This is a genomic window from Streptomyces sp. NBC_01381 (assembly GCF_026340305.1).
In the GTDB taxonomy this organism is placed as follows: domain Bacteria; phylum Actinomycetota; class Actinomycetes; order Streptomycetales; family Streptomycetaceae; genus Streptomyces.
This window is the reverse complement of record NZ_JAPEPI010000001.1, coordinates 1895350-1919934: the sequence shown is the minus strand read 5'-3', so window position 1 is coordinate 1919934 and position 24585 is coordinate 1895350. Positions and strand designations below refer to the sequence as shown.

The 24585-nt window shown below is 69.5% G+C and carries 16 protein-coding genes and 1 pseudogene; 7 read left to right on the top strand and 10 right to left on the bottom strand.

Features of this window, described 5'->3' with window-relative positions:
- The first annotated feature begins 9 nt into the window (after positions 1-9).
- Positions 10-996 carry a UDP-glucose 4-epimerase GalE gene (gene galE / locus OG453_RS09220; RefSeq protein ID WP_266866332.1) on the top strand — a complete coding sequence of 329 codons (987 nt, stop codon included), beginning with the start codon at positions 10-12 and terminating at the stop codon, positions 994-996.
- Positions 997-1835: 839 nt separating this feature from the next.
- Here the strand turns inward: galE and OG453_RS09215 are convergent.
- Positions 1836-2009 (bottom strand): annotated as a pseudogene (locus tag OG453_RS09215) (LuxR C-terminal-related transcriptional regulator); the annotation flags it as partial.
- Between the two features lie 122 nt (positions 2010-2131).
- Positions 2132-2752 carry a TetR/AcrR family transcriptional regulator gene (locus OG453_RS09210; RefSeq protein WP_266866330.1) on the bottom strand — a complete coding sequence of 207 codons (621 nt, stop codon included), beginning with the start codon at positions 2750-2752 and terminating at the stop codon, positions 2132-2134.
- A 123-nt stretch (positions 2753-2875) separates the two neighbouring features.
- Between OG453_RS09210 and OG453_RS09205 the strand changes: the two genes are divergently transcribed.
- Both OG453_RS09205 and OG453_RS09200 read left to right on the top strand, forming a co-directional pair.
- Positions 2876-3787 (top strand): ABC transporter permease, encoded by a 912-nt coding sequence (locus OG453_RS09205; RefSeq protein ID WP_266866329.1) that lies wholly within the window; start codon positions 2876-2878, stop codon positions 3785-3787.
- Entirely contained in the window at positions 3780-4595 is an 816-nt protein-coding gene (locus OG453_RS09200) for an ABC transporter ATP-binding protein (protein ID WP_266866328.1), read from the top strand. The genes OG453_RS09205 and OG453_RS09200 overlap by 8 nt, the downstream gene beginning before the upstream one ends.
- Before the next feature lie 29 nt (positions 4596-4624).
- Here the strand turns inward: OG453_RS09200 and OG453_RS09195 are convergent, their stop codons facing one another.
- From OG453_RS09195 to OG453_RS09185, 3 genes are all read right to left on the bottom strand, one after another.
- Positions 4625-5785 carry a glycosyltransferase gene (locus OG453_RS09195; protein WP_266866326.1) on the bottom strand — a complete coding sequence of 387 codons (1161 nt, stop codon included), beginning with the start codon at positions 5783-5785 and terminating at the stop codon, positions 4625-4627.
- Positions 5782-8688 carry a bifunctional glycosyltransferase family 2 protein/CDP-glycerol:glycerophosphate glycerophosphotransferase gene (locus tag OG453_RS09190; protein WP_266866324.1) on the bottom strand — a complete coding sequence of 969 codons (2907 nt, stop codon included), beginning with the start codon at positions 8686-8688 and terminating at the stop codon, positions 5782-5784. Before OG453_RS09190 ends, OG453_RS09195 begins: the two co-directional genes overlap by 4 nt.
- Before the next feature lie 152 nt (positions 8689-8840).
- Complete coding sequence (locus tag OG453_RS09185; RefSeq protein WP_266866322.1) at positions 8841-13790, bottom strand: NAD-glutamate dehydrogenase; 4950 nt, start codon at positions 13788-13790, stop codon at positions 8841-8843.
- 505 nt (positions 13791-14295) lie between these two features.
- On the opposite strand from OG453_RS09185, the gene OG453_RS09180 reads away from it, so the two are divergent.
- Positions 14296-14862, top strand: coding sequence for a DJ-1/PfpI family protein (locus tag OG453_RS09180; RefSeq protein ID WP_266866320.1), 567 nt, complete (start codon positions 14296-14298; stop codon positions 14860-14862).
- Between the two features lie 423 nt (positions 14863-15285).
- Here the strand turns inward: OG453_RS09180 and OG453_RS09175 are convergent, their stop codons facing one another.
- Complete coding sequence (locus OG453_RS09175; RefSeq protein ID WP_266866318.1) at positions 15286-15957, bottom strand: HAD family hydrolase; 672 nt, start codon at positions 15955-15957, stop codon at positions 15286-15288.
- A 304-nt stretch (positions 15958-16261) separates the two neighbouring features.
- A complete protein-coding gene (locus OG453_RS09170) occupies positions 16262-16765 on the bottom strand; it encodes a hypothetical protein (RefSeq protein ID WP_266866316.1) in 504 nt (167 codons plus the stop codon).
- A 342-nt stretch (positions 16766-17107) separates the two neighbouring features.
- Here OG453_RS09170 and OG453_RS09165 point away from each other — a divergent pair, with 342 nt between their 5' ends.
- The gene (locus tag OG453_RS09165; RefSeq protein ID WP_266866315.1) at positions 17108-17560 is read left to right on the top strand and encodes an Rv3235 family protein; all 453 of its coding nucleotides are present in this window, start codon (positions 17108-17110) and stop codon (positions 17558-17560) included.
- 95 nt (positions 17561-17655) lie between these two features.
- Here the strand turns inward: OG453_RS09165 and secA are convergent, their stop codons facing one another.
- Positions 17656-20496 carry a preprotein translocase subunit SecA gene (gene secA, locus OG453_RS09160; RefSeq protein WP_266866313.1) on the bottom strand — a complete coding sequence of 947 codons (2841 nt, stop codon included), beginning with the start codon at positions 20494-20496 and terminating at the stop codon, positions 17656-17658.
- Between the two features lie 200 nt (positions 20497-20696).
- Here secA and OG453_RS09155 point away from each other — a divergent pair, with 200 nt between their 5' ends.
- Positions 20697-21290: a GNAT family N-acetyltransferase gene (locus OG453_RS09155; RefSeq protein WP_266866311.1), complete on the top strand. Its 594-nt coding sequence runs from the start codon at positions 20697-20699 to the stop codon at positions 21288-21290.
- Positions 21291-21507: 217 nt separating this feature from the next.
- Positions 21508-22695, top strand: coding sequence for a winged helix-turn-helix domain-containing protein (locus OG453_RS09150; RefSeq protein WP_266866310.1), 1188 nt, complete (start codon positions 21508-21510; stop codon positions 22693-22695).
- Between the two features lie 14 nt (positions 22696-22709).
- On the opposite strand, the gene OG453_RS09145 is transcribed toward OG453_RS09150, so the two are convergent.
- Positions 22710-23453 (bottom strand): response regulator transcription factor, encoded by a 744-nt coding sequence (locus OG453_RS09145; protein WP_266866308.1) that lies wholly within the window; start codon positions 23451-23453, stop codon positions 22710-22712.
- 194 nt (positions 23454-23647) lie between these two features.
- Positions 23648-24397, bottom strand: a complete 750-nt coding sequence (raiA, locus tag OG453_RS09140) for a ribosome-associated translation inhibitor RaiA (RefSeq protein WP_266869768.1) — start codon at positions 24395-24397, stop codon at positions 23648-23650.
- Positions 24398-24585 lie beyond the last annotated feature (188 nt).

Here is a 24585-nt window from a genome sequence, read left to right as displayed (position 1 = left end):
GGATACGTCATGACCTGGCTGATCACCGGCGGCGCCGGCTACATCGGGGCACACGTCGTCCGTGCCATGACGGACGCGGGCGAGCGAGCGGTGGTCTACGACGACCTGTCGTCGGGCATCGCCAAGCGCGTCCCTCAGGGTGTGCCGCTGGTGACCGGATCGACGCTGGACGCGGACCTCGTGGCCCGCGCCCTCGCCGAGCACGAGGTCACCGGCGTCGTGCACCTGGCGGCGAAGAAGCAGGTCGGCGAGTCGGTGGAACAGCCGCTGCGCTACTACCACGAGAACATGGAGGGCCTGCGGGTCCTGCTCTCGGCGGTGACGGAGGCGGGAGTCCGGTCCTTCGTCTTCTCTTCGTCGGCTGCTGTGTACGGCATGCCCGACGTGGACCTGGTGACGGAGGAGACCCCCTGTCTCCCGATGAGCCCGTACGGCGAGACGAAGCTGGCGGGTGAGTGGCTGGTCCGCGCGACGGGCCGGGCGCACGGCCTGTCGACGGCGTCGCTGCGCTACTTCAACGTGGCGGGCGCGGCCTCCCCCGAGCTGGCCGACACGGGCGTCTACAACCTGGTCCCGATGGTCTTCGAGAAGCTCACGGACGGCGCGGCCCCCCGCATCTTCGGCGCGGACTACGCCACCCCCGACGGCACCTGCGTACGCGACTACATCCACGTCGCCGACCTGGCCGAGGCCCATGTGGTGACGGCCCGCAAGCTGGCGGCGACGGCGCCCGGCACGGACCTCACCCTCAACATCGGCCGGGGCGAGGGCGTTTCGGTCCGCGAGATGGCCGACCTCATCAACGACGTGACGGGGTACGACACGGCGGCCGAGGTCACGGCACGACGCCCCGGCGACCCGGCCCGCGTGGTGGCGTCGGCGGACCGCGCCGCCAGGGAACTGGGCTGGTCGGCCAAGCGGGACGTGCGCGACATGGTGACGTCGGCGTGGGCGGGGTGGGTGCGGCTGCATCCTGAGGCGGCGCGGACACGGTAGGCGGGATTTTGCTGCACCTGGGGCTTTGATTGGCGCCGGGGCCGCCCGGTTGTCCTGAGGGTGGCGGTTCCGGTCTGGGAGTCAAGGGCGCTCCGCTGCGCTACGCGTCGGCTTCGCCGATTCCGCTGCGCTCCCCCCTTGACACCCAGCCCTCCACCGCGAGAAGCGAGATGACCGGGCGGCCACGAAGCGGGGCTCACGGGGACTGCCGGGAGATCCATCCGGTTTGAGCGCCGGGTGCGGACTTGTTCTTCCGGGGTGGCCGTCAGGGGCAGGGGTGCGCGGTCCGCTCGGGGATGGGTCCCGGCTTCGTCAAGCATCTGCCAACCGGCCCGGCCCCGGCCCCGGCCCCGGCCCGAGCAGGGGGGTATGGGGAAGCTACTTTGGGAAAGTTGCGTTTCGTTGTCGCGTGCGCCCCCCTTGTGCCAGAACACTACTTTTCCAAAGTAGGGTCCCCCCCTCCCAACCAAGAAGAGACGGCCACCCCGGAAGATCCGGTCGCCAGACGCTTGACGAGACCGGCACCCACCCCCGGACCGGCCGCGCACCCCTCCCACCCGGGGCACGCTGCGACGAACTAGTCCGCACCCGGCCGCGACACCGGATGAACCTCCCGGCAGTCCCCGAGAGGCCCACTTCCCGGGCCGCCCGATCGACGTCCACCCGCGGTGGAGGGACGGGTGTCAAGGGTGAAGCGAAGCGCAATCGGCGCAGCCGACGCGACGAAGGAGCGCCCTTGACGGCCGGCCCGGAACCGCCAACCTCGTAACAGCGGGCGGCCCCGGCGCCAACAAACCACCGACCCAGCAACGCCCCCGCCGCCAACATCGACTCCCGCCCTACCCCCTGTTCAGATACGCCAGCACAGCCAGCACCCGCCGATGCCCGCTGTCGCTCGGCGGCAGGCCCAGCTTCGCGAACACGTTGCCGATGTGCTTGCTCACCGCCCGGTCGGAGACTACGAGCAGCGATGCGATCGTCGCGCTGTCCCGGCCCTCGGCCATCAGCCGCAGTCGACGGCATGCGGCAGGTCCTGATCAGCGTCGGCACGGGCACGGCGTGCCTGGCGTCGGGCGTGGGCCTGGCCCTGATGAAGCGCGCCGAGAAGCAGCGCGCCGCCCAGCGCTGAGCCGCCTCACAGCGCCTTGAGCCCCGCCGCCGTGGCCGCGGCGAGCCTGCCCAGGTAGCCCTTCGGCAACTCGGCCCGCACCACGACCGAGCGCCAGTAGAGCGGCCCGGACACCAGGTCGAGGGCAAGATCCTCGTCGGCGCCGTCGCGCATCTCGCCCCGCTCCACCGCGGCCCTGACGATGCCGCTCGCCACCCCGTACTGCCCCTCCCGCAGCGCCTTCTGCAGGGCATCGGCGATCTCCGGATTGCGGGCCGCCTCCGCCTGCAGATCCGGGATCACCTGCGAGGCCACGGGATGCCGCAGGGCACGTGACGTCACCTCGTACAGCAGACGCAGGTCGCCTTCGAGCGAGCCCGTGTCCGGCGCCGGGAGCCCCTGGACCGCTATCGCCGACACCAGGTCGAGCACGAGGTGCAGCTTGGAGCGCCAGCGCCGGTAGACGGCGGTCTTGCCCACGCCCGCACGGCGCGCGATGCCCTCGATGGACATGCGCGCGTACCCGACCGCCGCGAGCTCCCCGAAGACGGCGGCCCGGATGGCCTCGGTCACATCCTCACGGAGCACCGCGGCGCCCGCGGGCGCCCTGCGGCGCGGCTGTTCATCTCCTGGCCTGCTCGTCGTCATGCGGACAGCATAGAGCGTGACGACGATACGGTTGCGTTCCGACGTGGCGACGCCCTACTCTCGACGTTGCGACGATACGGGTCCGTCCCGACGTAACGACGTAACGAGTAAGGAGCAGCGGCAGTGAGTCAGGTCCTCGACGCACCACCCCGCACGGCGGCCGCGGCCCCCGACCCGGCCGAGCTTGCCGCCCGGCACGGCCTGACCGTCAGCGGCGCCCGCCCCACGCTCCCGGCGTACGTCCGTCAGCTCTGGCAGCGCCGCCACTTCATCACCGCCTTCGCGACGGCCAAGCTGACCGCGCAGTACAGCCAGGCGAAGCTCGGCCAGGTCTGGCAGGTGATGACCCCGCTCCTGAACGCGGCGGTCTACTACTTCATCTTCGGCGTGCTGATGGACACCAAGCACGACGTCGACGACTACGTCCCGTTCCTGGTCACCGGCGTCTTCATCTTCACGTTCACGCAGAGCTCGGTGATGGCCGGCACCAAGGCCATCTCCGGCAGCCTCGGCCTGGTGCGCGCCCTGCACTTCCCACGGGCCGCGCTGCCGATCTCGTACTGCCTGCAACAGCTCCAGCAGCTGCTCTTCTCCATGGCCGCACTGGTGGTGATCCTGCTCTGCTTCGGCGTACCGCCCACCGCGTCCTGGCTCCTGGTGATCCCGGTCCTGATCCTGCAGTTCACCTTCAACACGGGCCTGGCCCTGGTGATGGCCCGCCTCGGCAGCAAGACGCCGGACATCGCCCAGCTGATGCCGTTCGTGCTGCGTACGTGGATGTACGCGTCCGGCGTGATGTGGAGCATCGACACGGTCCTCAAGGGCAAGGACCTGCCGCACTTCGTGAAGGTCCTCCTGGAGTGCAACCCCGCCGCGGTCTACATCGACCTGATGCGCTTCGCGCTGATCGACACCTTCCAGCACGAGCAGCTCCCGCAGCACGTCTGGGCCTGGGCCATCGGGTGGGCGCTGCTCGCCGGAGTCGGCGGATTCATCTACTTCTGGAAGGCAGAGGAGACGTACGGCCGTGGCTGAGACGACGATCGCACCCCGCACTGAAACCGCACCCGCCCACGCCCCCGCACCCACCGTCATCGCCGACCAGGTGGACATCGTCTACCGCGTCCACGGCGGCGCCACGACGGGCCGCGGCAGCGCGACCGCCGCGCTCGGCCGCATCCTGAAGCGGGGCGAGTCCCCCGGCGTACGCAAGGTGCACGCCGTCAAGAAGGTCTCCTTCACCGCGTACAAGGGCGAGGCCATCGGCCTGATCGGCACGAACGGCTCGGGCAAGTCAACGCTTCTGAAGGCGGTCGCCGGGCTTCTCCCCGTCGAGAGCGGCCGCATCTTCACCGACGGCCAGCCCTCCCTGCTCGGCGTCAACGCGGCCCTGATGAACGACCTGACCGGCGAGCGCAACGTCATGCTCGGCGGCCTGGCGATGGGCATGTCCCGCGAGCAGATCCAGGAGCGCTACCAGGACATCGTCGACTTCTCCGGCATCAACGAGAAGGGCGACTTCATCACGCTGCCCATGCGGACGTACTCATCGGGCATGGCGGCCAGGCTCCGCTTCTCCATCGGCTCCGCCAAGGACCACGACGTCCTGCTCATCGACGAGGCCCTGGCGACCGGCGACCGCTCCTTCCAGAAGCGCTCGGAGGCCCGCATCCGCGAGCTGCGCAAGCGCGCGGGCACGGTCTTCCTGGTCAGCCACAACAACAAGTCGATCCGTGACACCTGCGAGCGCGTGCTCTGGCTGGAGCACGGCGAGCTGCGGATGGACGGCCCGACCGAGGACGTCCTCAAGGAGTACGAGCGGTTCACGGGCGGCAAGAAGTAACTCACCGCCCCAGGATCACCGCCCCGGGATCACCTTTCGAGGAACCGGAACAGCTCCTCCCAGCGGCGCACGATCTCGTCCGTCGTATAGCGCCGGATGTTCTCCCTCGCCAGATCGCCCATCCGGTCCCGCAGCTCCTTGTCGGACATCAACGTGTCCAGCCTGCGGGCGAGTTCGGCGGTGTTGCCGAGCCGGGCGAGCAGTCCGTCCACACCGTCCCGGACAATCTCGTGCACGCCGGGCGCGCAGTCGAACGCGGCGCACGGCACCGCCGTGGCCATCGCCTCCATCAGGGCCAGCGGGAAGCCCTCGCCGCGCGACGACTGCACGAACACCGAGCCGCCGCGCAGCGCCCCCGGAACGTCGCTCGTGCGCCCCATCCACTCCACGGAGCCGTCGAGGCCGAGCGCCGTGCACTGCTTCTTGAGCATCTCCTCGTCCTCGCCGGAACCGTAGATCCGCAGCGTCCAGTCCGGATGCAGCGGCGCGACCTCCGCCCAGGTGTCGAGGAGCATGTCGATGCCCTTCTGGTCGTGCAGCCTGCCGATGCTGGTGACGACCTTCTCGGTGCGCTTGGACGGCACTTCGGGCATGAAGGGCAGCGGGTTCGGCATGAAGGAGGCGTTGTCCAGGCCCTGTCTGATCCACAGGTCGGCGTCCTCGCGGGTCAGCGCGAGCATCCGGTCGACGTCCTTGTAGTGCTTGCGCACCCGCCCGAAGCGCGAGCACGCCCGCGAGTACGCGAACGACTCATGGCTCATACCGATGACCAACAGCCCAGTGGTGTCGGCCAGTTCGACCCACTCCATCGCCCACACCTGCGTGACGATGACGACGGCACCGGGCCCGGCCTGCGCGAACAGCGCGGTCAGCCTGGCGGCCTGCTCGTGCATGCCCTCCTGGCGCCGGGCCCGCAGCCGGTGCTCGGCGACGTTGAGCCGCCCCTTGATGCCGCGCGCAGGGCCGACGCGCGGCGGGTGCTCGTCGTACAGGGTCGTGGTCGGGTAGGGCAGATCCGTGCCGATGTCCTGCGGGACGCCCGGCTCGGTGATGCCGATGACGTGCACGCGATGGCCCTGCCCGGCGAAGAGCTTCGCCATCTGGTGCGACCAACTGGTGATCCCGCCCAGCTCGTTGACGCTGTTGGAGACGAAGAAGATGTCCCGCGTGCGCTGCGCCGTCTGTATCACTTGCCGCTCCAGTGCGAGAAGAACTGCTCGACGACGCTCTTGGCCGCGTCGCCCTTGTCGTACTCACCGAACTCGGCGACGAACCGTGCCCGCGCCGCCGCGTGTTCCAGAGCCTGCTCGTCCAGCGCCTTCAGCGCCCCGAACAGCTCCTCCTCGGTGTCGACCACCGGGCCGGGAGCCCGTTCCCGCAGATCGAAGTACGTCCCTCGCCCTTCATGCACGTACTCCTCGTAGTCGTACGTGAAGAAGAGCATCGGCCGGTCGAGGAGCGCGTAGTCGAACATCACGGACGAGTAGTCGGTGATCATCGCGTCGGCGAGCTCATAGAGCGGGGTGACGTCGTGATGCGCCGACACGTCGATGACGCGGCCCCGCACGGACGGCGGGAGCACGACGTGGTTGAGGTAGTGCGAGCGCACGAGCAGGACATACCGGTCGCCGAACTCCTCCGCGAAACGCTCGACGTCGAAGGGCAGTTCAAAGCGTCCGTGGCGGCCGCCGTGCCGCCGGAAGGTCGGCGCGTACAGAAGCACCCGCTTGTCGTCGGGGATGCCCAACTCGGCGGCCAGCGGGCCGCGTTCGCGTACGCCCGTCGCGTCCTCGCGGCGCTTGGCCCGCACCAGCGCGTCGTTGCGCGGATAGCCGACGCGAAGCAGCACCTTCTCCTTGAGCCGCAGGGCCTTCGCGAGGGTGCGCACATCGTGCTCGGAGCGGACCAGGAAGCGGTCGAAGCGGTCGAGGACGCGCTGCTGCTCGTCCTGCCGGGGCTTGCTGCGCAGCTTCCAGGCGGGCTCGTCGAAGCCCATGCGCTTGAGCGCGGAGCCGTGCCAGGTCTGGATGTACGTCGTCTCGGGGCGCTTGGTGAGTTTGAGCGGGTAGCTCTGGTTGTCGACCCAGAACTCGGCCTGCGCCAGGGCCCGCAGATACGGCAGCGACCAGCGCCGCACCAGCGTGGCGTCCTCGGGGAAGCCCTTGGGGCTGCCGGAGTAGGACCACACGGCATCGAAGTCGAGCCCTTGGCGGCGCATCTCCTCGTAGATGGCGCGGGGGCTGTCGCTGTACTGCTTGCCGAGGTGGCTCTCGAAGACGACCGTGCCCTTCTTGACCGGAAGGCGGCTGAACACCTCGTCGTAGACGCGCAGTTTGCTCTGCCCGGAGGTGAGGTCCTTGCGCAGCTTCTTCGCCCTGCGGAAGCCGGACTTGGCTAGCCGCCCCGGCATCCCGTGGGTGCCGCGCGTCACCAGGTCCTGGATCCGGCCGCCGGCCGCGTCCCGCGTGACGAGCCGGAAGGCGAGGTGCCCGCGCTGCGAGACCTCGGGCTCGATGTGATCGGCGACCAGGCGGGTCAGCCGCGGCCGCACCGGAAGCAGCCCCTCGGCGAGCCCCGGAGTGCTCGCGGTGAGCCGCGTCCTGGTGCGCACCCCGTCGGCGGTGAGGTGCAGCCGCACGTCCCACACCGCGTCGACGACACCGAGCGGGCGAAGCCGCCGGGCGAGATCGGCGCCGGCCTCCCAGGAGATCGCCTCGCCCTCGTGGCGCAGTTCGGAGACGGGGAAGCGGAAGGACTGCAGGCTGCGCCGCCGGGCGCTGAACTCCAGCTCGGCGGTGAGCACGGCGTCGGGGCCGATGATGCCGAGCGGGTTGGTGACACGGCCCGCCATCCGCACGGTCCCCGCCGACTGCCCGGTCCCTGCCGACTCCTCGTAACGCGTCAGGACGTTGCGCAGGAACATCTGGTCGAGGCGCTTGCCGTGGTAGCCGAGCGCGGTCACGTCCAGGACCTGGCGGCCGAACGGGTCGTCGAGGTGCTCGGCGCACCAGTACACGCGCCCGTCCCGCTCGGCGAGCGGCGCGGAGATCTTGTCGCGGTTGGTGAGGGTGTCCACGGCGGGCAGCAGGTTGTCCCAGTCGCCCTGCTCCAGGAGGTAGGCGCAGATGGCCTGGACGGGCTGCACCTCGGCGTACGCGGCGCGGTCGAGCCCGGCGAGGTAGTCACGGGCAAGGCCCGCGAACTCCTGCCGGTAGGAGGCGTCACGGAACGGCAGGTCGCGCAGGTGCAGCACCAGGTCGTGCTTGAGGAACTTGATGTCCTTGGCGAGCCGCAGCTCGTCCAGGCCGCGCTCGGCGAGCAGCGCGTCGATCCGGCGGTGGATCTCCATCCGGTGCCGGAAGTTGGTCATCTCGTGGCGCCGGTTGGTCACCGACTTCTCGGCGGCGCGCTCATGGACGTGCCAGAAGTAGACCTGGTTCGGGATGAGCGTGATGCGTCCTGCCGCGAGATAGGCCTCGGCGATGAACATCAGGTCCTCGTAGAACATGCCCTTGGGGAAGCGCAGGGCGTTCTCGACGAGGAAGTCGCGGCGGTAGAGCTTGTTCGTGGAGAGCGTGTCCCAGACGAAGAGGTCGGGCAGCTCGGTGACGGAATCCAGGGTGCGGGTGGTGGCGTAGAGCCAGGGGTACCACTGGTCGCGCTTCTTGTTGCGGGTGTCCATGGAGAGGCGTACGCAGAGCCCGGAGACGATGTCGGAGCCGTCGCGCTCGGCGGCCTCCAGGAGGTTGCGGCAGGCGTTGCGCTCCAGGACGTCGTCGCTGTCGAGGAACATCACATGGCTGCCGACGGTGTGCCCGATTCCTACGTTGCGGGGCTCGCCGCCCGCGCCGCTGTTCTCCGGCAGCTGGTAGGCCCGCACCCGTTCGGGGTGCTCGGCCGCGAGGCGCTGGGCGGTCTCGTACGACGCGTCCGTGCTGCAGTCGTCGACGATGACGACCTCGACGGAGCGCAGCGTCTGGTCGAGCACCGAGGCGACGGCGGTCGGCAGCCGCTCGGCGTCGTTGTAGACGATCACCACTACGGACACATCGGGTCGCGCCTCCGGCGTCCCCCACTCACCTATCGCTCCCATGCGTCCCTCCAGTCAGATACCGGCTCATCCTACTAATTATCGCTAATGCCCGATTGGCGCCCTTCAGGGGGGTGTGATTGGCGCAGTCCGGATACGCGAAAGGGGCGCCCCGGGCCTCTCGGCTCGGGGCGCCCCTCTCGGCGTACGGCGTACTACGAGTGCGTACGCAGCAGCGTCCGCATAGTCCGCATCGCGACCGACAGGTTCGCCAGGTCGAACGCGTCCGAGCTCTGGATCTCGTCCAGGGTCGTCCGCGACCGGCTCAGGATCGCCGTGTTCTTCTCCTCCCAGGCCTTGAACCGCTGCTCGGGAGTGGCCTCGCCGTTCCCCGCGGAGAGCACGTCCGCCGTGAGGGCGGCGTGCGCCGCGTACAGGTCCTCACGGATCGACGCGCGCGCCATCGACTGCCAGCGGTCGGCCCGCGGCAGCTCGATGATGCGGTCCATGAGCTGGGTGATCCGCAGCCGGTCGGCGAGGTCGTAGTAGACCTCGGCGACGGCCATCGGGTCCTTGCCCGTGCGGTCGGCGATCGCGACGATGTCGAGCGACGGGAAGGCCGAGGAGAACCCGGCGACCCGCTGGGCGAGTTCGTCGGGGACGCCCGCGCCCGCGAGCTCGTCGCGGATGCCCTCGTACCACTCCAGGTCGGAGCCGCGAAGCAGCTTCGGCAGCTCGGACCAGACCTCGGCGACGCCCTTGCTGAAGAACTCGATGGTCTCGGCGAGCTGCAGCGGCTGCGGCCGGTTGTTGAGCAGCCAGCGCGTGCCGCGCTCGACGAGCCGGCGCGAGTGCAGCCGGACCTGCGTCTGGACATCGGCCGCCACGACGTTGTCGAGCGCCTCGACGGCGTCCCAGACCTTGCTCAGACCGAAGATCTCACGGGCCGCGAGCTGCGCCCTGACGATCTCCTCCAGGGAAGCCCCGGTCTCCTCGCGCAGACGGTGCAGGAACGTCGAACCGCCCGTGTTCACCGTGTCGTTGACGAGCACCGTCGTGATGATCTCGCGACGCAGCGCGTGCCCGTCGACCTGCTCGGGGAACTTCTCGCGCAGCGCCTGCGGGAAGTACGCGTGCAGCAGCCGGCGCAGGTACGCGTCGTCCGGCAGCGACGTCTGGATCAGCTCGTCGGCGGCCGTGATCTTCGTGTACGCCATGAGCACGGCCAGCTCGGGCTGGCTGAGCCCGCGGCCGGAGTTGAGCAGCTCGCGGATCTGCCGGTCGGTGGGCAGGAACTCCAGGGCCCGGTCCAGGTGCCCATCGCGGCCAAGGCGCCGCATGAAGCGCTGGTGGGCGTGGAGCAGGGACGGCGACTGGAAGACCGCGTTCGACAGGGCGGTGTTCTGCGCGTAGTTGTTGCGCAGGACCAGCTCCCCGACCTCGTCGGTCATCGCGGCGAGGAACTTGTTGCGCTGCTTGACGGTCATGTCGCCGTTCGCGACGACCGCGTTGAGCAGGATCTTGATGTTCACCTCGTGGTCGGAGGTGTCCACGCCCGCGCTGTTGTCGATGGCGTCGGTGTTGATGTGCCCGCCGGTGCGCGCGAATTCAATACGGCCCAGCTGGGTCAGACCGAGGTTGCCGCCCTCGCCGACGACCTTGACGCGCAGATCGGCGCCGTCGACACGGATCGCGTCGTTCGCCTTGTCGCCGACGTCCGTGTTCGCCTCGGCCGACGACTTCACGTACGTACCGATGCCGCCGTTCCACAGCAGGTCGACCGGCGCCTGGAGGATCGTCCGCATCAGGTCGGCGGGGGTCATCTTGGCGACGCCCGACTCGATGCCGAGCGCCTCGCGGATGTGCGCGTTGAGCTGGATCGCCTTGGCGCTGCGCGGGAAGATCCCGCCGCCCGCGGAGAGCAGCTCCTTGTTGTAGTCCGCCCAGGAGCTGCGCGGCAGCTCGAAGAGGCGGCGGCGCTCCGCGTACGACGTCGCGGCGTCAGGCCGCGGGTCGATGAAGATGTGCCGGTGGTCGAAGGCGGCAACGAGCCGGATGTGCTCGGAGAGCAGCATGCCGTTGCCGAACACGTCACCGGACATGTCGCCGACGCCGACGACCGTGAAGTCCTCGGTCTGGGTGTCGGTGCCCAGCTCCCGGAAGTGCCGCTTGACGGACTCCCAGGCGCCGCGGGCGGTGATGCCCATGCCCTTGTGGTCGTAGCCGGCCGAGCCGCCGGAGGCGAAGGCGTCACCGAGCCAGAAGTTGTACGACTCGGCGACCTCGTTGGCGATGTCCGAGAACGTCGCGGTGCCCTTGTCGGCGGCGACCACGAGGTACGTGTCGTCCTCGTCGTGCCGGACGACGTCCGCCGGGGGCACGACCTCGCCCGCGACCAGGTTGTCGGTGATGTCGAGCAGCGCCGAGATGAACGTCTTGTAGCAGGCCACGCCCTCGGCCAGCCACGCGTCGCGGTCCACGGCCGGGTCGGGCAGCTGCTTGGCGACGAAGCCGCCCTTGGCGCCCACCGGCACGATGACGGTGTTCTTCACCATCTGCGCCTTGACCAGGCCGAGGATCTCGGTACGGAAGTCCTCCTTGCGGTCGGACCAGCGCAGACCGCCGCGCGCGACCTTGCCGAAGCGCAGGTGCACGCCCTCGACACGCGGCGAGTACACCCAGATCTCGTACGCCGGACGGGGCGCGGGAAGGTCGGGGATGGCCTGCGGGTCGAACTTCATGGAGACGTAGTTGTGCGGCTTGCCGCCCTCCGCCTCCTGGAAGAAGTTGGTCCGCAGGGTCGCCTTGATGACGGTGAGGAAGGACCGCAGGATCCGGTCCTCGTCCAGCGAGGCGACCTGGTCGAGAGCGGCGTCCAGCTCCTCGAGAAGGGCGTCCGTCAGCTCGACACCGGCACCCTGGCGGTCCGGGGACATCCGCGCCTCGAAGAGCGAGACGAGCAGCCGGGTGGTGTGGACGTTGTTGCGGAGGGTGTCCTCCATGTAGTCCTGGCTGAACGTGGAGCCGGCCTGGCGCAGGTACTTGGCGTAGGCGCGGAGCACCACCGCCTGGCGCCAGTTCAGCCCGGCCCGCAGGACCAGCGAGTTGAAGCCGTCGACCTCGGCCTCGCCCGTCCAGGCGGCGGCGAAGGCCTCCTGGAAGCGCTCGCGGCCGTCGTCGCCGAGGTAGTCGCCGTTGCCGTTCTGGGACTTGGGCAGGCGAAGCCCGAAGTCGTAGATCCACGCGTTCGTACGGTCCGTGCAGCGCAGCTCGTAGGGCCGCTCGTCGGTGACCTCGACGCCGAGGCGCTGCAGCACCGGCAGCACGGCGGAGAGGGAGACCTGGGCGCCCGAGCGGTAGATCTTGAAGCGGCGCTCACCGGGGGCGGCGCCCACCGGCTCGTACAGGCTGAGCGCGAAGTCCTCGCGGCCGGCCTTCAGCCGCTCCAGGTGCACCAGGTCGGCGACGGCTGCGCGCGGCGAGTGGTCGGCCTTGTAGCCCTCGGGGAAGGCGCCCGAGTACTGGCGAAGCAGCTCGGCGGCGCGCTCCTCGCCGCACTCGGCGGTCAGCGCCTCGGCGAAGCCGTCGGCCCAGGAGCGGGCGGCCTCGACGAGCCGCGCCTCGATGCGGTCGGTGTCGGCCTCGGTGAGCTGCGGAAGACCGCCGCCGGGCGCGACGCGGACCACGAAGTGCAGCCGGGAGAGGATCGACTCCGTGTTCCAGGCGGTGAAGTCGACGCTGGTGCCGCCGAGCTCCTCCTTGAGGATGTCGATGATCCGCAGCCGTACGCCCGTGGTGTAGCGGTCGCGGGGCAGGTAGACCAGGGCGGAGTAGTAGCGCCCGTACTCGTCCTTGCGCAGGTAGAGCCGCAGCCGGCGGCGCTCCTGGAGGTAGAGGACGCTGGTGACGATCGAGCGGAGCTCATCCGGCGGGGTCTGGAAGAGCTCGTCGCGCGGGTACGTCTCGAGGATCTGCAGCAGGTCGCGGCCGTCGTGGCTGTTGGGCGAGAAGCCCGCGCCCTTGAGGACCTCGTCGACCTTCTTGCGGATGACCGGCACGCGACGGACGGACTCGGTGTAGGCGGCGGACGAGAAGAGCCCGAGGAACCGCCGCTCACCGATGACGTTGCCCTCGGCGTCGAACTTCTTCACGCCGACGTAGTCGAGGTAGCTGGGCCGGTGCACGGTGGCGCGGCTGTTGGCCTTGGTCAGCACCAGAAGCTTGTGCTCGCGGGCCTTCGCGCGCGCGTCCGCGGGCAGCCGGCTGAAGGAGGGGCTCACCGGGTGGTGGTCCTCGCCGCCGTGCTGCGGGTCGGCGCGCAGAATGCCGAGGCCGGTGCCGGGGACGGCGGTCAGCGAGTCGTCGTCCGTGAGGTCGTACTCACGGAAGCCGAGGAAGGTGAAGTGGTTGTCGGCGAGCCAGCGAAGCAGCTCGCGGGCCTCGTCGACCTCCTGGTCGCGCAGGTCGTCGGCGGTCGGCTCGGTGGGGAGCTCATCGGCGATGCGCAGCGCGGCGTCGCGCATCTTCTCCCAGTCCTCGACGGTCTCGCGTACGTCGGACAGGATCCGGAGCAGATCGGCGCTGATCTGCTTCAGGTCCGCGCGGTCGGTCTCGCGGTCCATCTCGACATGGATCCACGACTCGGTGACCGCGTCGTGCGGCCGCTCGGCACCGAGATCGGTCGTCAGGATCTCGAGCAGCTTTCCGGTCAGATCCCGGCGCACCACGACCTGGGGGTGGATGACGACATGAATGCCGCGCCCCTGCCGGGAGAGCTCATTGGTGACCGAGTCGACGAGGAAGGGCATGTCGTCCGTGACCACCTCGACGACGGAGTGGCTGCACTGCCAGCCGTTCTCCTCGACGGTCGGGGTGTGCACCCGGACGTTGGCCGTGCCCTGGGGGCGGTTCTCGGCCAGCCGGTAGTGGGAGAAGGCGGCTCCGAAGACGTCGACCGGGTCACGGTCTTCCAGATCCTCCGGGGCGGTGTGCAGGTAGTAGCGCTGGAGGAACGCGAGGACCGTGTCCTGGTCGGGTGTGGCCTCGTCGCCCTTCGACCCGGTGGGTGCCCCGTTCGGTAGGCGCCCCCCAACCGGGCTGTTCTCAGCTACGCGGGCGGCTCCGATGAGCAGCTCGGCCTTGGCTTCGTCCAGCTTGGTCTGCATTGTCCTCTGACTCCTGTCGCGCGCCGTTGCGTGACGTAGAAGGAAGTGATTCGACGTAACGCCACGACGCGGGGTCTCCGGTCGAAGTCGACGTTATGCCGCGGTGAGAGATGAGCGGGCGGTTATGCGCCATTGTCGGCATGGCCGGCGGGTTCGCCGACCGGTGGCCGAGGTGATCTGGCTGGCCGCACCGCGAAGAAGCGTCAGCGACGGCCCGGGCACGGATGTCATCCGTGTTCACCGGGCGCAGGACGGGGGCGCTCGCGCCCCCGCGGGATATCGCGCTGATCACGGGTCAAGGCTATCGCCCCGCACCCGGGACTCGTCATGAGCCGTATGTGTACAAAAGAGGGGGTGCAACTTTGACAGTCTGCACAGAGACTTCCCGCCATCCGTCGGCTGCCGGCCCTCTTGGCAAACCGGACGGGCGGATGCACGTTGAGCGGGACGGACGGACAGTTGAAGCAGACCCGACGGGCAGACCTCACCTGGGGAGCGAGCACCGATGGCGGCCAAGATCCTGATAGTGACCGGTGACGCGGCGGAGTCACTGGAGGTCCTCTACCCCTACCAGCGGCTGCGCGAGGAGGGGTACGACGTGCACATCGCCGCCCCCGCCCGCAAGAAGCTGCAGTTCGTGGTGCACGACTTCGAGCCCGGTTTCGACACGTACACGGAGAAGCCCGGCTACACCTGGCCCGCGGACCTCGCCTTCTCCGAAGTGGATCCCGGTCAGTACGCCGCCCTGGTGATCCCGGGCGGCCGGGCCCCGGAGTATCTGCGCAACGACCCCGAGCTCCGCAAGATCCTCAAGTCCTTCTTCGACGCCGACAAGCCGGTCGCCCAGATCTGCCACGGCCCGCTCCTGACGGCGGCGATCGGCGGCCTGACCGGCCGCAGGGTCACGGCGTATCCGGCCCTGGAGATGGACATGCAGGCGGCGGGCGCGACCTTCCAGGACGCGGAGGCGGTGGTCGACGGCACACTGGTCTCGGCCCGCGCGTGGCCCGATCACTCCCGGTGGATGAGGGAGTTCCTCACGGTACTGAGGGCGAAGGCGCCGGTGACGTAGCGGGGCGGCCGCGCCCTTCCCCTACGTATACCGATCAAGCCCACTCCCGCGAAATGCGTATACGGGTACGAGGCGCTACCGATGCGCGGCGCCCGCCCGTAACGCCAAGCTGTTCCTGTGCCGCTTCCCGGACGGACCGGGGGCGGGGTGCCGGACAGTGACGTGGTCAACTCCCCCACATCTGTCATGGCTAACGGCGCCCGCCCGGGACCTCCAGGAAGCGGCACAGAGCGGTCGGCTGCCCTCGTCGGCGAGGGCAGGCGGTCCGCCGGGCGTTGCGCCCCTGCGGGGTGATCGGGTGGGTGGGCGGGCGGGAAAGGATCCGCCGCGAAGCGGCGGGACAGGCGGGAACGGCGCCGCACCCGAAGCGGGCTCCACGCCAACCGCAGGTTCAGCCACTCCAGATCCCCCAGCGGGAGGCGCCTACGCGGCCAACCGCTCCGCGACCTCCACGGCCTCGGCCAGGCTGTCGACCACCGGAACCCCGGCCTCCGCCAGGCTGCCCCTGCTGTGCGATCCCCCGGTGTAGAGCACGGCCCGCGCCCCCACATGCGCCGCGGCCAACGCGTCATCGACGGCGTCACCGATCACCACGGTCCGCTCGACGGCAGCCACTCCCCCAAGAGCATCAAGATGCCGCACCATCCGCTCGGCCTTACCGGCGTGCGAGGCGTCCATCCGCCCGTCGATCCGCACGAAGTGCTCCTCGATGCCGTGCCGCCGCACGATCGGCACCAGGTGCTCGTGCGGCGCGAGCGACAGCAACGACTGTGTACGTCCCGCGGCCCGCCGCCCCGCGAGCAGCTCGGCGGCCCCGTCCGCGAGCCCGCACCCCTCGGCCCGCGCCCAGTAGTGCTTGTGGAAGACGGCGTCCATCACCTGCCACTCGGCGTCCGTGGGCAGCCGCCCCATCAGCCGCTCGTAGAACTTGGGCACAGGCACGCAGTACAGCTCGCGATACCGCTCAAGCGTGATCGACTCAAGCCCGATCTCCGCGAAGGAGGCGTTCGTCGCCTCGATCACGGCATGAATGTCATGCAGGAGCGTCCCGTTCCAGTCCCACACGATGTGCGCCCCGCGCTGCAGCTTCCCCATACAGAAACGGTACCCATGCCCTCCCACCGGGAGACACCCCCACCGCCTACGGGCGCGCAGCACGCCTGAGCACAGAAACCCCCACCCACCCGAACCCGGCAGCGGACGCGAGGGGACGTGCCGGTATGTCCGCACGGAGCACGGTACGCAGCACTCCCCAGCCGCAGCAGCAAGACGCCCAGACCGAGATGGCGAGTACGGACATACCGGCGCGGCCCCGCCCCCAAGACGCACCGCACCGCAGCCGGCAACGAACCCGCAGGCCCGCCCCCCAGCCGCCCAAGCCCCGCAGGGCAGCGCAGGGCTAAATCAGCCCAGGAATCTCCTGCGTCGCGAACCACAGCAGCTCATGATCCTCGACCCCGTCCACCACGAACCGCGCATCATCGTCCCCCTGATCCGCAGCCCCCAGCACCCCCACAGCCGCGGCCACATCCCCCTCGGCGTCCCCCGCATCGACATGCACGGCGGCCACCTTCCCCAGCCGCAGGCCCCCCTCGACCCGCACCTCACCGAGCGCCCGCTGATCGAGCCCCCGGTCGGGGTCCATGACGGCCGCCCCGTCCGGCACATCCGCCGCCAGCACGACCCGCCGCCGCGCCGCCCCCGGATCCCCCGCGACCAGCCGCAGCGAAGCCAGCGCGGCCCGGTTCAGGGCGGCGTACTCCAGCTCCTCGATGTCGTCCGAGACGTACCACTCACGCAGCGCCGGCGTCACGGCGTACGCGGTCAGCGGCCCGGGCCCCAGCTCGCCCGCCTTGTACGCCTCTGCGAGACGGGGCAGGGTCAGGGGAACGTAGACGCGCATGACGATCCGCTTTCGTAGTCGGAAGGACTCCCGCCGGAAGCCGCCCGGATGACCCTCCAGAAGCTGCCCGGAGGGCCTACAGAATACGTCCGGGAGTCCCCCTTCGGAGTGCGCCCCACACCCTCCCCCCGCGTCACCCGAAGCGCCCGCGGGTCACCCGGCCCCACCCGGCAACCACAAGGCACCCCGCACCCCCGGCCACCCTGATAGGGGATATTCGCCCGGCCCCGCACCCGGCGGCCACGCCCCTTGCGACGGCACCCCACGCCCCCGTACAAGATCTCCGACACAAGTTACCCCCCGGTATCAGAACCGGGACGGCAGCGACGGAGGCGACGCGGCATGCACAAGGTGATGACCAGGCCCCGCTCACGACCGGCGGTCACCCGCCCGCCGGGCCGCAAGGACCCACGCCGCCCCACCGCGCAGACCCGCCCGCCCAGGACGGCCCCGCAGCCCCCACCGCACCCCACGGAGCTCTTCACCGAACGCCTGCTCCTGGTGCTCAGCGGCCAGAAGCCGGTGCACTGGGCGGCCCGCCACATCGCGAACACGGCCTTCGACGACCTGGCCAGGCTGGCCGAGCACACGCCCCTGAACGTGGACGGCCGCCGCCCCACGATCCACCGGATCGGCCACTACGAGCCCTGCCCCGGCGTGTACGAGGTCTTCGCCCGCATCGGCGCGGGCCCCGCGCTCCGGGCCCTGGCGTTCCGCCTGCACCTGGGCGCGGACCAGAGGTGGCGCTGCACGGCGGTGGAAGTGGGCGCCCCCAAGAGCCGTACCGCCAGGTGAAGCACCGGCAGAAACACCGGCAAACGCAGAGGGGCCGGGCACCTTACGGCACCCGGCCCCTCACACCACAGCTACAGCCGGCGCAGCGCCACGCGCTACTTCTTGCGGCGCCGCCCGCCCTTCTGAGCCTTGCGCCGCTCGGCCCGCGTCATGCCGTCCGACTCGGACCGCACGCCCGCGTCCTCGGTCTCGAAGTCACCCTCGTCGACCCCGCCCTCGGCGTTCGGCGCCTGGAAGTGCAGACGGTCGGGCCGCTGCGGAGCGTCGAGCCCCTTGGCACGGATCTCGGGACGACCACCGCCCGCGGGAACGGCGTCCTTCTTGTCCAGGGACGTCGCCGCGGCGGCATCCGTCACGGGGACCTCCTCGACCTGCTGCTCGACCTGGACCTCCAGGTTGAACAGGTAGCCGACGGACTCCTCCTTGATGCCGTCCATCATGGCGTTGAACATGTCGAAGCCCTCGCGCTGGTACTCGACCAGCGGGTCCTTCTGCGCCATGGCACGCAGGCCGATGCCCTCCTGGAGATAGTCCATCTCGTAGAGGTGTTCACGCCACTTGCGGTCGAGCACCGAAAGGACGACACGCCGCTCGAGCTCACGCATGATCTCGGAGCCGAGCTGCGCCTCACGCGCCTCGTACTGCTGGGTGATGTCTTCCTTGATGGACTCGGAGATGAACTCGGCGGTCAGACCCGCGCGGTCACCCGCGTCCTCCTCCAGCTCCTCGACGGTGACCTTCACCGGGTAGAGCTGCTTGAAGGCGCCCCACAGCCGGTCCAGGTCCCACTCCTCGGCGAAGCCCTCGGCGGTCTCGGCCGCGATGTAGGCGTCGATCGTGTCGTCCATGAAGTGCGTGACCTGCTCCTGCAGATCCTCGCCCTCCAGGACGCGACGGCGCTCGCCGTAGATGACCTCGCGCTGCCGGTTGAGGACCTCGTCGTACTTCAGGACGTTCTTACGCGTCTCGAAGTTCTGCTGCTCGACCTGCGACTGCGCCGACGCGATGGCCCGCGTGACCATCTTGTTCTCGATCGGCACGTCATCGGGAACATTCGCCATGGCCATCACGCGCTCGACCATCTGCGCCTTGAACAGCCGCATCAGGTCGTCACCGAGCGACAGGTAGAACCGCGACTCACCCGGGTCGCCCTGACGTCCGGAACGACCGCGCAACTGGTTGTCGATGCGCCGAGACTCGTGCCGCTCCGTACCCAGCACATAGAGCCCACCGAGGTCCTTGACCTCCTCGAACTCCGCCTTCACGGCCTTCTCGGCCCGCTCCAGGGCCGCGGGCAGCGCGGCGGCCCACTCCTCGATGTGCTCTTCGGGGTCGAGGCCACGCTGGCGCAGCTCCGCCTCGGCGAGGTCGTCGGGGTTGCCGCCGAGCTTGATGTCCGTGCCTCGTCCGGCCATGTTCGTGGCGACGGTGACGGCGCCCTTGCGGCCGGCCTGGGCGATGATCGGCGCCTCACGGTCGTGCTGCTTCGCGTTCAGCACTTCGTGCTGAACCCCGCGCTTCGACAACTGCTGCGAGAGGTACTCCGACTTCTCCACAGAAGTGGTGCCGACCAGGATCGGCTGGCCCTGCTCGTGCTTCTCGGCGATGTCGTCGACGACGGCGGCGAACTTCGCGACCTCGGTGCGGTAGATCAGGTCCGACTGGTCGGCGCGGACCATGGGCCGGTTCGTCGGGATCGGCACGACGCCCAGCTTGTAGATCTGGTGGAACTCGGCGGCCTCGGTCATGGCCGTACCGGTCATGCCGCAGAGGCCGGGGGTTTCCTTGCCGTCGTGGTCATGGCGCTTGTAGAGCCGGAAGAAGTTCTGAAGGGTGATCGTGGCCAAGGTCTGGTTCTCGTCCTTGATGTCCACCCCTTCCTTCGCCTCGATCGCCTGGTGCATGCCTTCGTTGTAACGGCGGCCGGCGAGGATACGGCCGGTGTGCTCGTCGACGATCATGACTTCGCCGTCGATGACGACGTAGTCCTTGTCCTTCTTGAAGAGTTCCTTGGCCTTGATGGCGTTGTTCAGGTAACCCACGAGCGGCGTGTTGACCGACTCGTAGAGGTTGTCGATGCCCAGCCAGTCCTCGACCTTGGAGACGCCGGACTCGTGGATGGCGACGGTGCGCTTCTTCTCGTCGACCTCGTAGTCGCCGGTCTCCTCGATGCCCTTGAGGGTGTTGCCGGCCTCGCCCTTGGTGAGGCGGGTGACCAACTTGGCGAAGTCGCCGTACCACTTGGTGGCCTGGTCGGCGGGGCCGGAGATGATCAGCGGCGTACGGGCCTCGTCCACGAGGATCGAGTCGACCTCGTCGACGATCGCGAAGTTGTGGCCGCGCTGCACCAGTTCGTCCTTCGACCACGCCATGTTGTCGCGCAGGTAGTCGAATCCGAACTCGTTGTTCGTGCCGTACGTGATGTCGCTGGCGTACTGCTCGCGGCGCTGGGCCGGCGTCATGTTGGCGAGGATGCAGCCGACGGACAGGCCCAGGAACTTGTGGACGCGGCCCATCATCTCGGAGTCGCGCTCGGCCAGGTAGTCGTTGACCGTGATGAGGTGCACGCCCTTGCCCGAAAGGGCGTTGAGGTATGCCGGGAGGGTGCCGACCAGGGTCTTGCCCTCGCCGGTCTTCATCTCGGCGACGTAGCCGAGGTGCAGTGCGGCACCGCCCATCATCTGGACGTCGTAGTGCCGCTGGCCGAGGGCGCGCTTGGCGGCCTCGCGCACCGTGGCGAAGGCCTCGGGGAGCAGGTCGTCGAGGGTCTCGCCGTCGGCGTAACGCCCCTTGTACTCCTCGGTCAGCGCTCGCAGCTCGGCGTCGGAGAGGCTGACAAAGTCCTCTTCGATGGAGTTGACCTGGTCCGCGATGCGGTGCAGCTTGCGCAGGATCTTGCCTTCGCCTGCACGCATGATCTTCGAGAGGACGGACACGAGGGTTGGTCTCCTTGCCGGTCGGGCCTGGCATGGTCGGTTTACTCATGGGGCAACGGCCATCGTAAGCGAGGAGCGGGCCGCGCCGGGAGGTCTGCCAGTACGTCAACGGACGTGGGGCCTGGAAGGTGCCGGTTTCCGACGATGACCGCCGGTGAAAAGCACTGGCCCGAAGTCCCGGACGCCACCAGAATCGCCGGATGGAGCCCGTCACACTCAGCACCGAGCGCCTGAGCCTGCGCACGTTCACGCCGGACGACACCGACGAGACGTACGAGGCCTGCCAGGACCCCGACATCCAGCGCTGGACCACGATTCCCTCGCCGTACGCGCGCGTGGACGCCGAGGGCTTCATCGGGGGCATGGTCCCGGACGGCTGGCGCCACGACACGGAGTACACCTTCGCCGTACGTCCCCGGGAAGGCGGCCCGCTGGTCGCCGCGGCCAGCCTGCACCACCCGCGCTCGGGCGCCTGGGAGGTCGGCTTCTGGACGGCGAAGGAGCACCGGGGCCGCGGCTATATGACGGAGACGGTCCTCGCCCTGGCCAAGTGGGCCTTCACCGACCTGGGCTGCACCCGCCTGGAGTGGCGCGCCGAGGTCGGCAACACGGGCTCTCGCACGGTCGCGGAGAAGGCGGGCTTCACCGTGGAGGGCACCCTGCGGGCCGGCCTCCTGAACAAGGGCACACTCCGCGACTGCTGGGTGGGCGCCCTGCTCCCGGCAGACGTGTCCCTGCCGTCGAGCCACCCCTACCTGCCCGCCCCGGCGGAACGGCAGGCTCCGGTCGGCTGAGCGCTCCGCGGGAAGTGCGGTGATGAACCCGCGGACCGGTGGGGGCTGGTCGCTCCCCCAAGTTCTCGGCTTCGCTCGAACAGGGAGGACCCCCTCCGCGGCGGAGCCGCACATGTCACGGCCCCGCGCCCCTTACGGGGCGCGGTACCGCGCCGGACTTCACCGAGGCCGCTTAGGCCCGCCGCGTTGTCAGTGCCGCCCCCTATCGTTTCGGAGCATGACGAGCCTGCCGCGCCCCGCCACCGACCTCTCCGCCGATGAGGCCCGCCGCATCGTGCTCCGCGCCCAGGGGTTTCTGGGCGCCCCGGACCGCAGGTCCGGCGTGCGGGGCGTGTTGCGGCACCTCGGCGCGGTCCAGCTCGACACGATCTCGGTGCTCGCCCGCTCCCACGAGCTCATTCCGTACGCGCGGCTCGGCGCCGTAGGCCGCGACAGGATCGAGGCGGCGTACTGGGACGGCGCGTCCGGCACAGGCCCGGCCCGGCCGCACGCCTTCGAGTACTGGTCGCACGCCGCGTGCATCCTGCCCATCGAGGAGTGGCCGCACTTCGCCTTCCGCCGCCGCGCCTACCGCACCCGGCCGCACTGGCACCACGACCTGCCGGACGGTGCGTACGACACGGTCATCAAGCAGCTCACCGCCGAAGGCCCCCTCACGGCCACCGAGTTGGGCGGCGCGAAGAACAAGGGCGAGTGGTGGGACTGGTCGGACGCGAAGATCGCCGTCGAGCGCGCGCTGATGTACGGCGAGGTGGTCTGCACCGAGCGGCGCAGCTGGAAGCGGGTGTACGACCTCGCGGAGCGCGCGATCCCGGACCCGCTGCTCCATGACGACCTGGACGACACGGAGTGCCTGCGCCGCCTGGTCCGCCTGGCGGGACAGGCGCTTGGCGTCGGCACCCGCGCGGACATCGCGGACTACCACCGCCTCAAGGGCGAGCAGTTCGACGCGGTGGTCGCGGACTCGGGCCTGGTCCCGGTGACGGTGCAGGGCTGGGACAAGCCCGCCTGGGCGGACCCGGCGGCCCTGGAGACCACGCCGCGCGGCCGCCACCGCACGACGCTCCTGTCCCCCTTCGACTCCCTGATCTGGGAGCGGGCGCGCACGGAACGGATCTTCGGCTTCACCCACCGGCTCGAGGCATACGTCCCCAAGCCGAAGCGGATCCACGGCTACTTCGCGATGCCGGTCCTGGCCGGGGGACAGCTGGTCGGCCGCGTGGACCCGGCCCGTGAGGGCAGCACACTGGTCGCCAAACAGATCTCCCTCGACAGCCCCAAGGCCGTGCCCGCGGTGGCGCAGGCGATCCGCGAGGCGGCGTCCTGGGTCAACTGCGACTCCGTACGCGTGGAGCGCGTGAACAGACCGGAGCTGACCGCGGAACTCGTCCGCGCCCTCACCTGATCCCGCGCCCGGCCTCACCTGATCTCGAGAATCTTCTCCCGCATCGCGTAGACGACGGCCTCCATCCTGGAGTGCAGCTGCAGCTTCTCCAGGATGTTGCGCACGTGGTTCTTCACGGTGTTCTCGGAGATGAACAGCTGCTTCGCGATATCGCGGTTGTTCATCCCCGTGGCCACCAGCTTCAGCACTTCCAGTTCGCGGTCGGTCAGCCGCGGCGCGGGCACCAGTCGGCGCTCATCGGTGCGCTGGATCATCGATTTGAACTCGGTGAGCAGCTTGGAGGCCATGGACGGGCTGATCTGCGACTGCCCGTCGGCCACCGCGCGAATCGCCGTGGCCACCTCGTCGGTGGAAATCTCCTTGAGGAGATAACCGGTCGCCCCCGCCTTGATCGCGTCGTAAAGATCGGCCTCTTCATCACTGATGGTCAGCATGATGATCTTGGCGCTGGGTGCCACCTCCTTGATGGAGGTGCACGCCTCGATGCCCCCGCGCTTGGGCATCCGTACGTCCATAAGGACGATGTCCGGCAGCAGGTCAGCGGCCTTGTCCACCGCCTCGGCGCCGTCCCCCGCCTCCCCGACCACCTGGATGTCCTCCTCGGCGGCGAGGACGATCTCCAGGCCCCGGCGGAAGAGCGCGTGGTCGTCCACCACAAGGACCCTGATGGGCTCCTTGCGCGGTGCGCCCGCGTCCGTGCCGATGCCGATGCCGTCGTCGGCATCCTCATCCCGCATCGGTCCGAAGCTGTCCGCCATCGTTCCTCCCCCTGAAGGCCATGGCCCGTTGTGCGTTGGCTGCGCCAACCCGAGGCACCAGCCTGCCGGTTGGCCGGCTCGCCCATGATTTCATGCCCGGGCCGCGGTGCGGTGCGCGCAGGGGTCGCATGATGGTGCCCCTGGGGGCGCACGCGCGCTCCAGGGGCACCTGTTCAGCTCTCGGCCGGCTGAGGTCAGCCGCCGAGCGCACCGCCCCCGCCGGCCGACTGGGCCTGCGCGACCATCGGGTCGGTGTTGAGGCGGATGACGCCGTAGTCGTAGGCGTGCCGCCGGTAGACGACACTCGGTTCCTTCGTCTCCGAGTCGACGAACAAGTAGAAGTCGTGCCCGACCAGCTCCATCTCGTAGAGCGCCTGGTCGAGCGACATGGGGGCCGCGACGTGGGTCTTCTCGCGGACCACGAGGGGGCCTTCGCCCTGGATCTCCAGTGAGCCGATCCTCTTGACCGGCACGCCGTCGGGCTCTTCCTCACGTGCGACGGTGCCGTCTCCGTTGAGGTACGCCGCGTCCGGGACCCGCTCGGCGACTTCGGCGGCGGAGAGCCTGCCGGTGCCTCGCCGGTTGTGGCGCTTCTCGTGCTGCTTGCGCAGCCGGGCGTCCAGCTTGGCCGTGGCCAGGTCGAGCGCCGCGTACGGGTCAGTTGCCGAGGCTTCCGCGCGGATCACAGGTCCGCGCCCGCGGAGAGTGATCTCCACCCGGTCGGAACGGTCGGCCTGACGCGGGTTGGTTTCCTTGGACACCTCGACGTCGAGGCTGATCACCTTGCCGTCGAGCTTCTGGATCTTCTCCAGCTTCAGCTTCTCGGCCACGTGCTTGCGGAACCGCTCGGGCACCTCGGTCTTGCGGCCCTTGACGACGATGTCCACGCAGAACTCCGTTCCCGGATCGCTCCGCTTCGGCGGCGGAGCATCTCCCTTTTGCACCAGGCCCCGGTGACTCCCCGGAGCCTCGGACTCGGTGACTTCCACCTCCTCCTCCCCCGCGAACAAGATCTCCACCCCGGCCGGTCCGGGTGATTGCGAAAAACCCAGCGACCGGCATTCCGATATGCGAGGGACGGCGTCCGCCATTCCTCACAACCGAACATATCTCGCCCGGACGGATGTCGTCA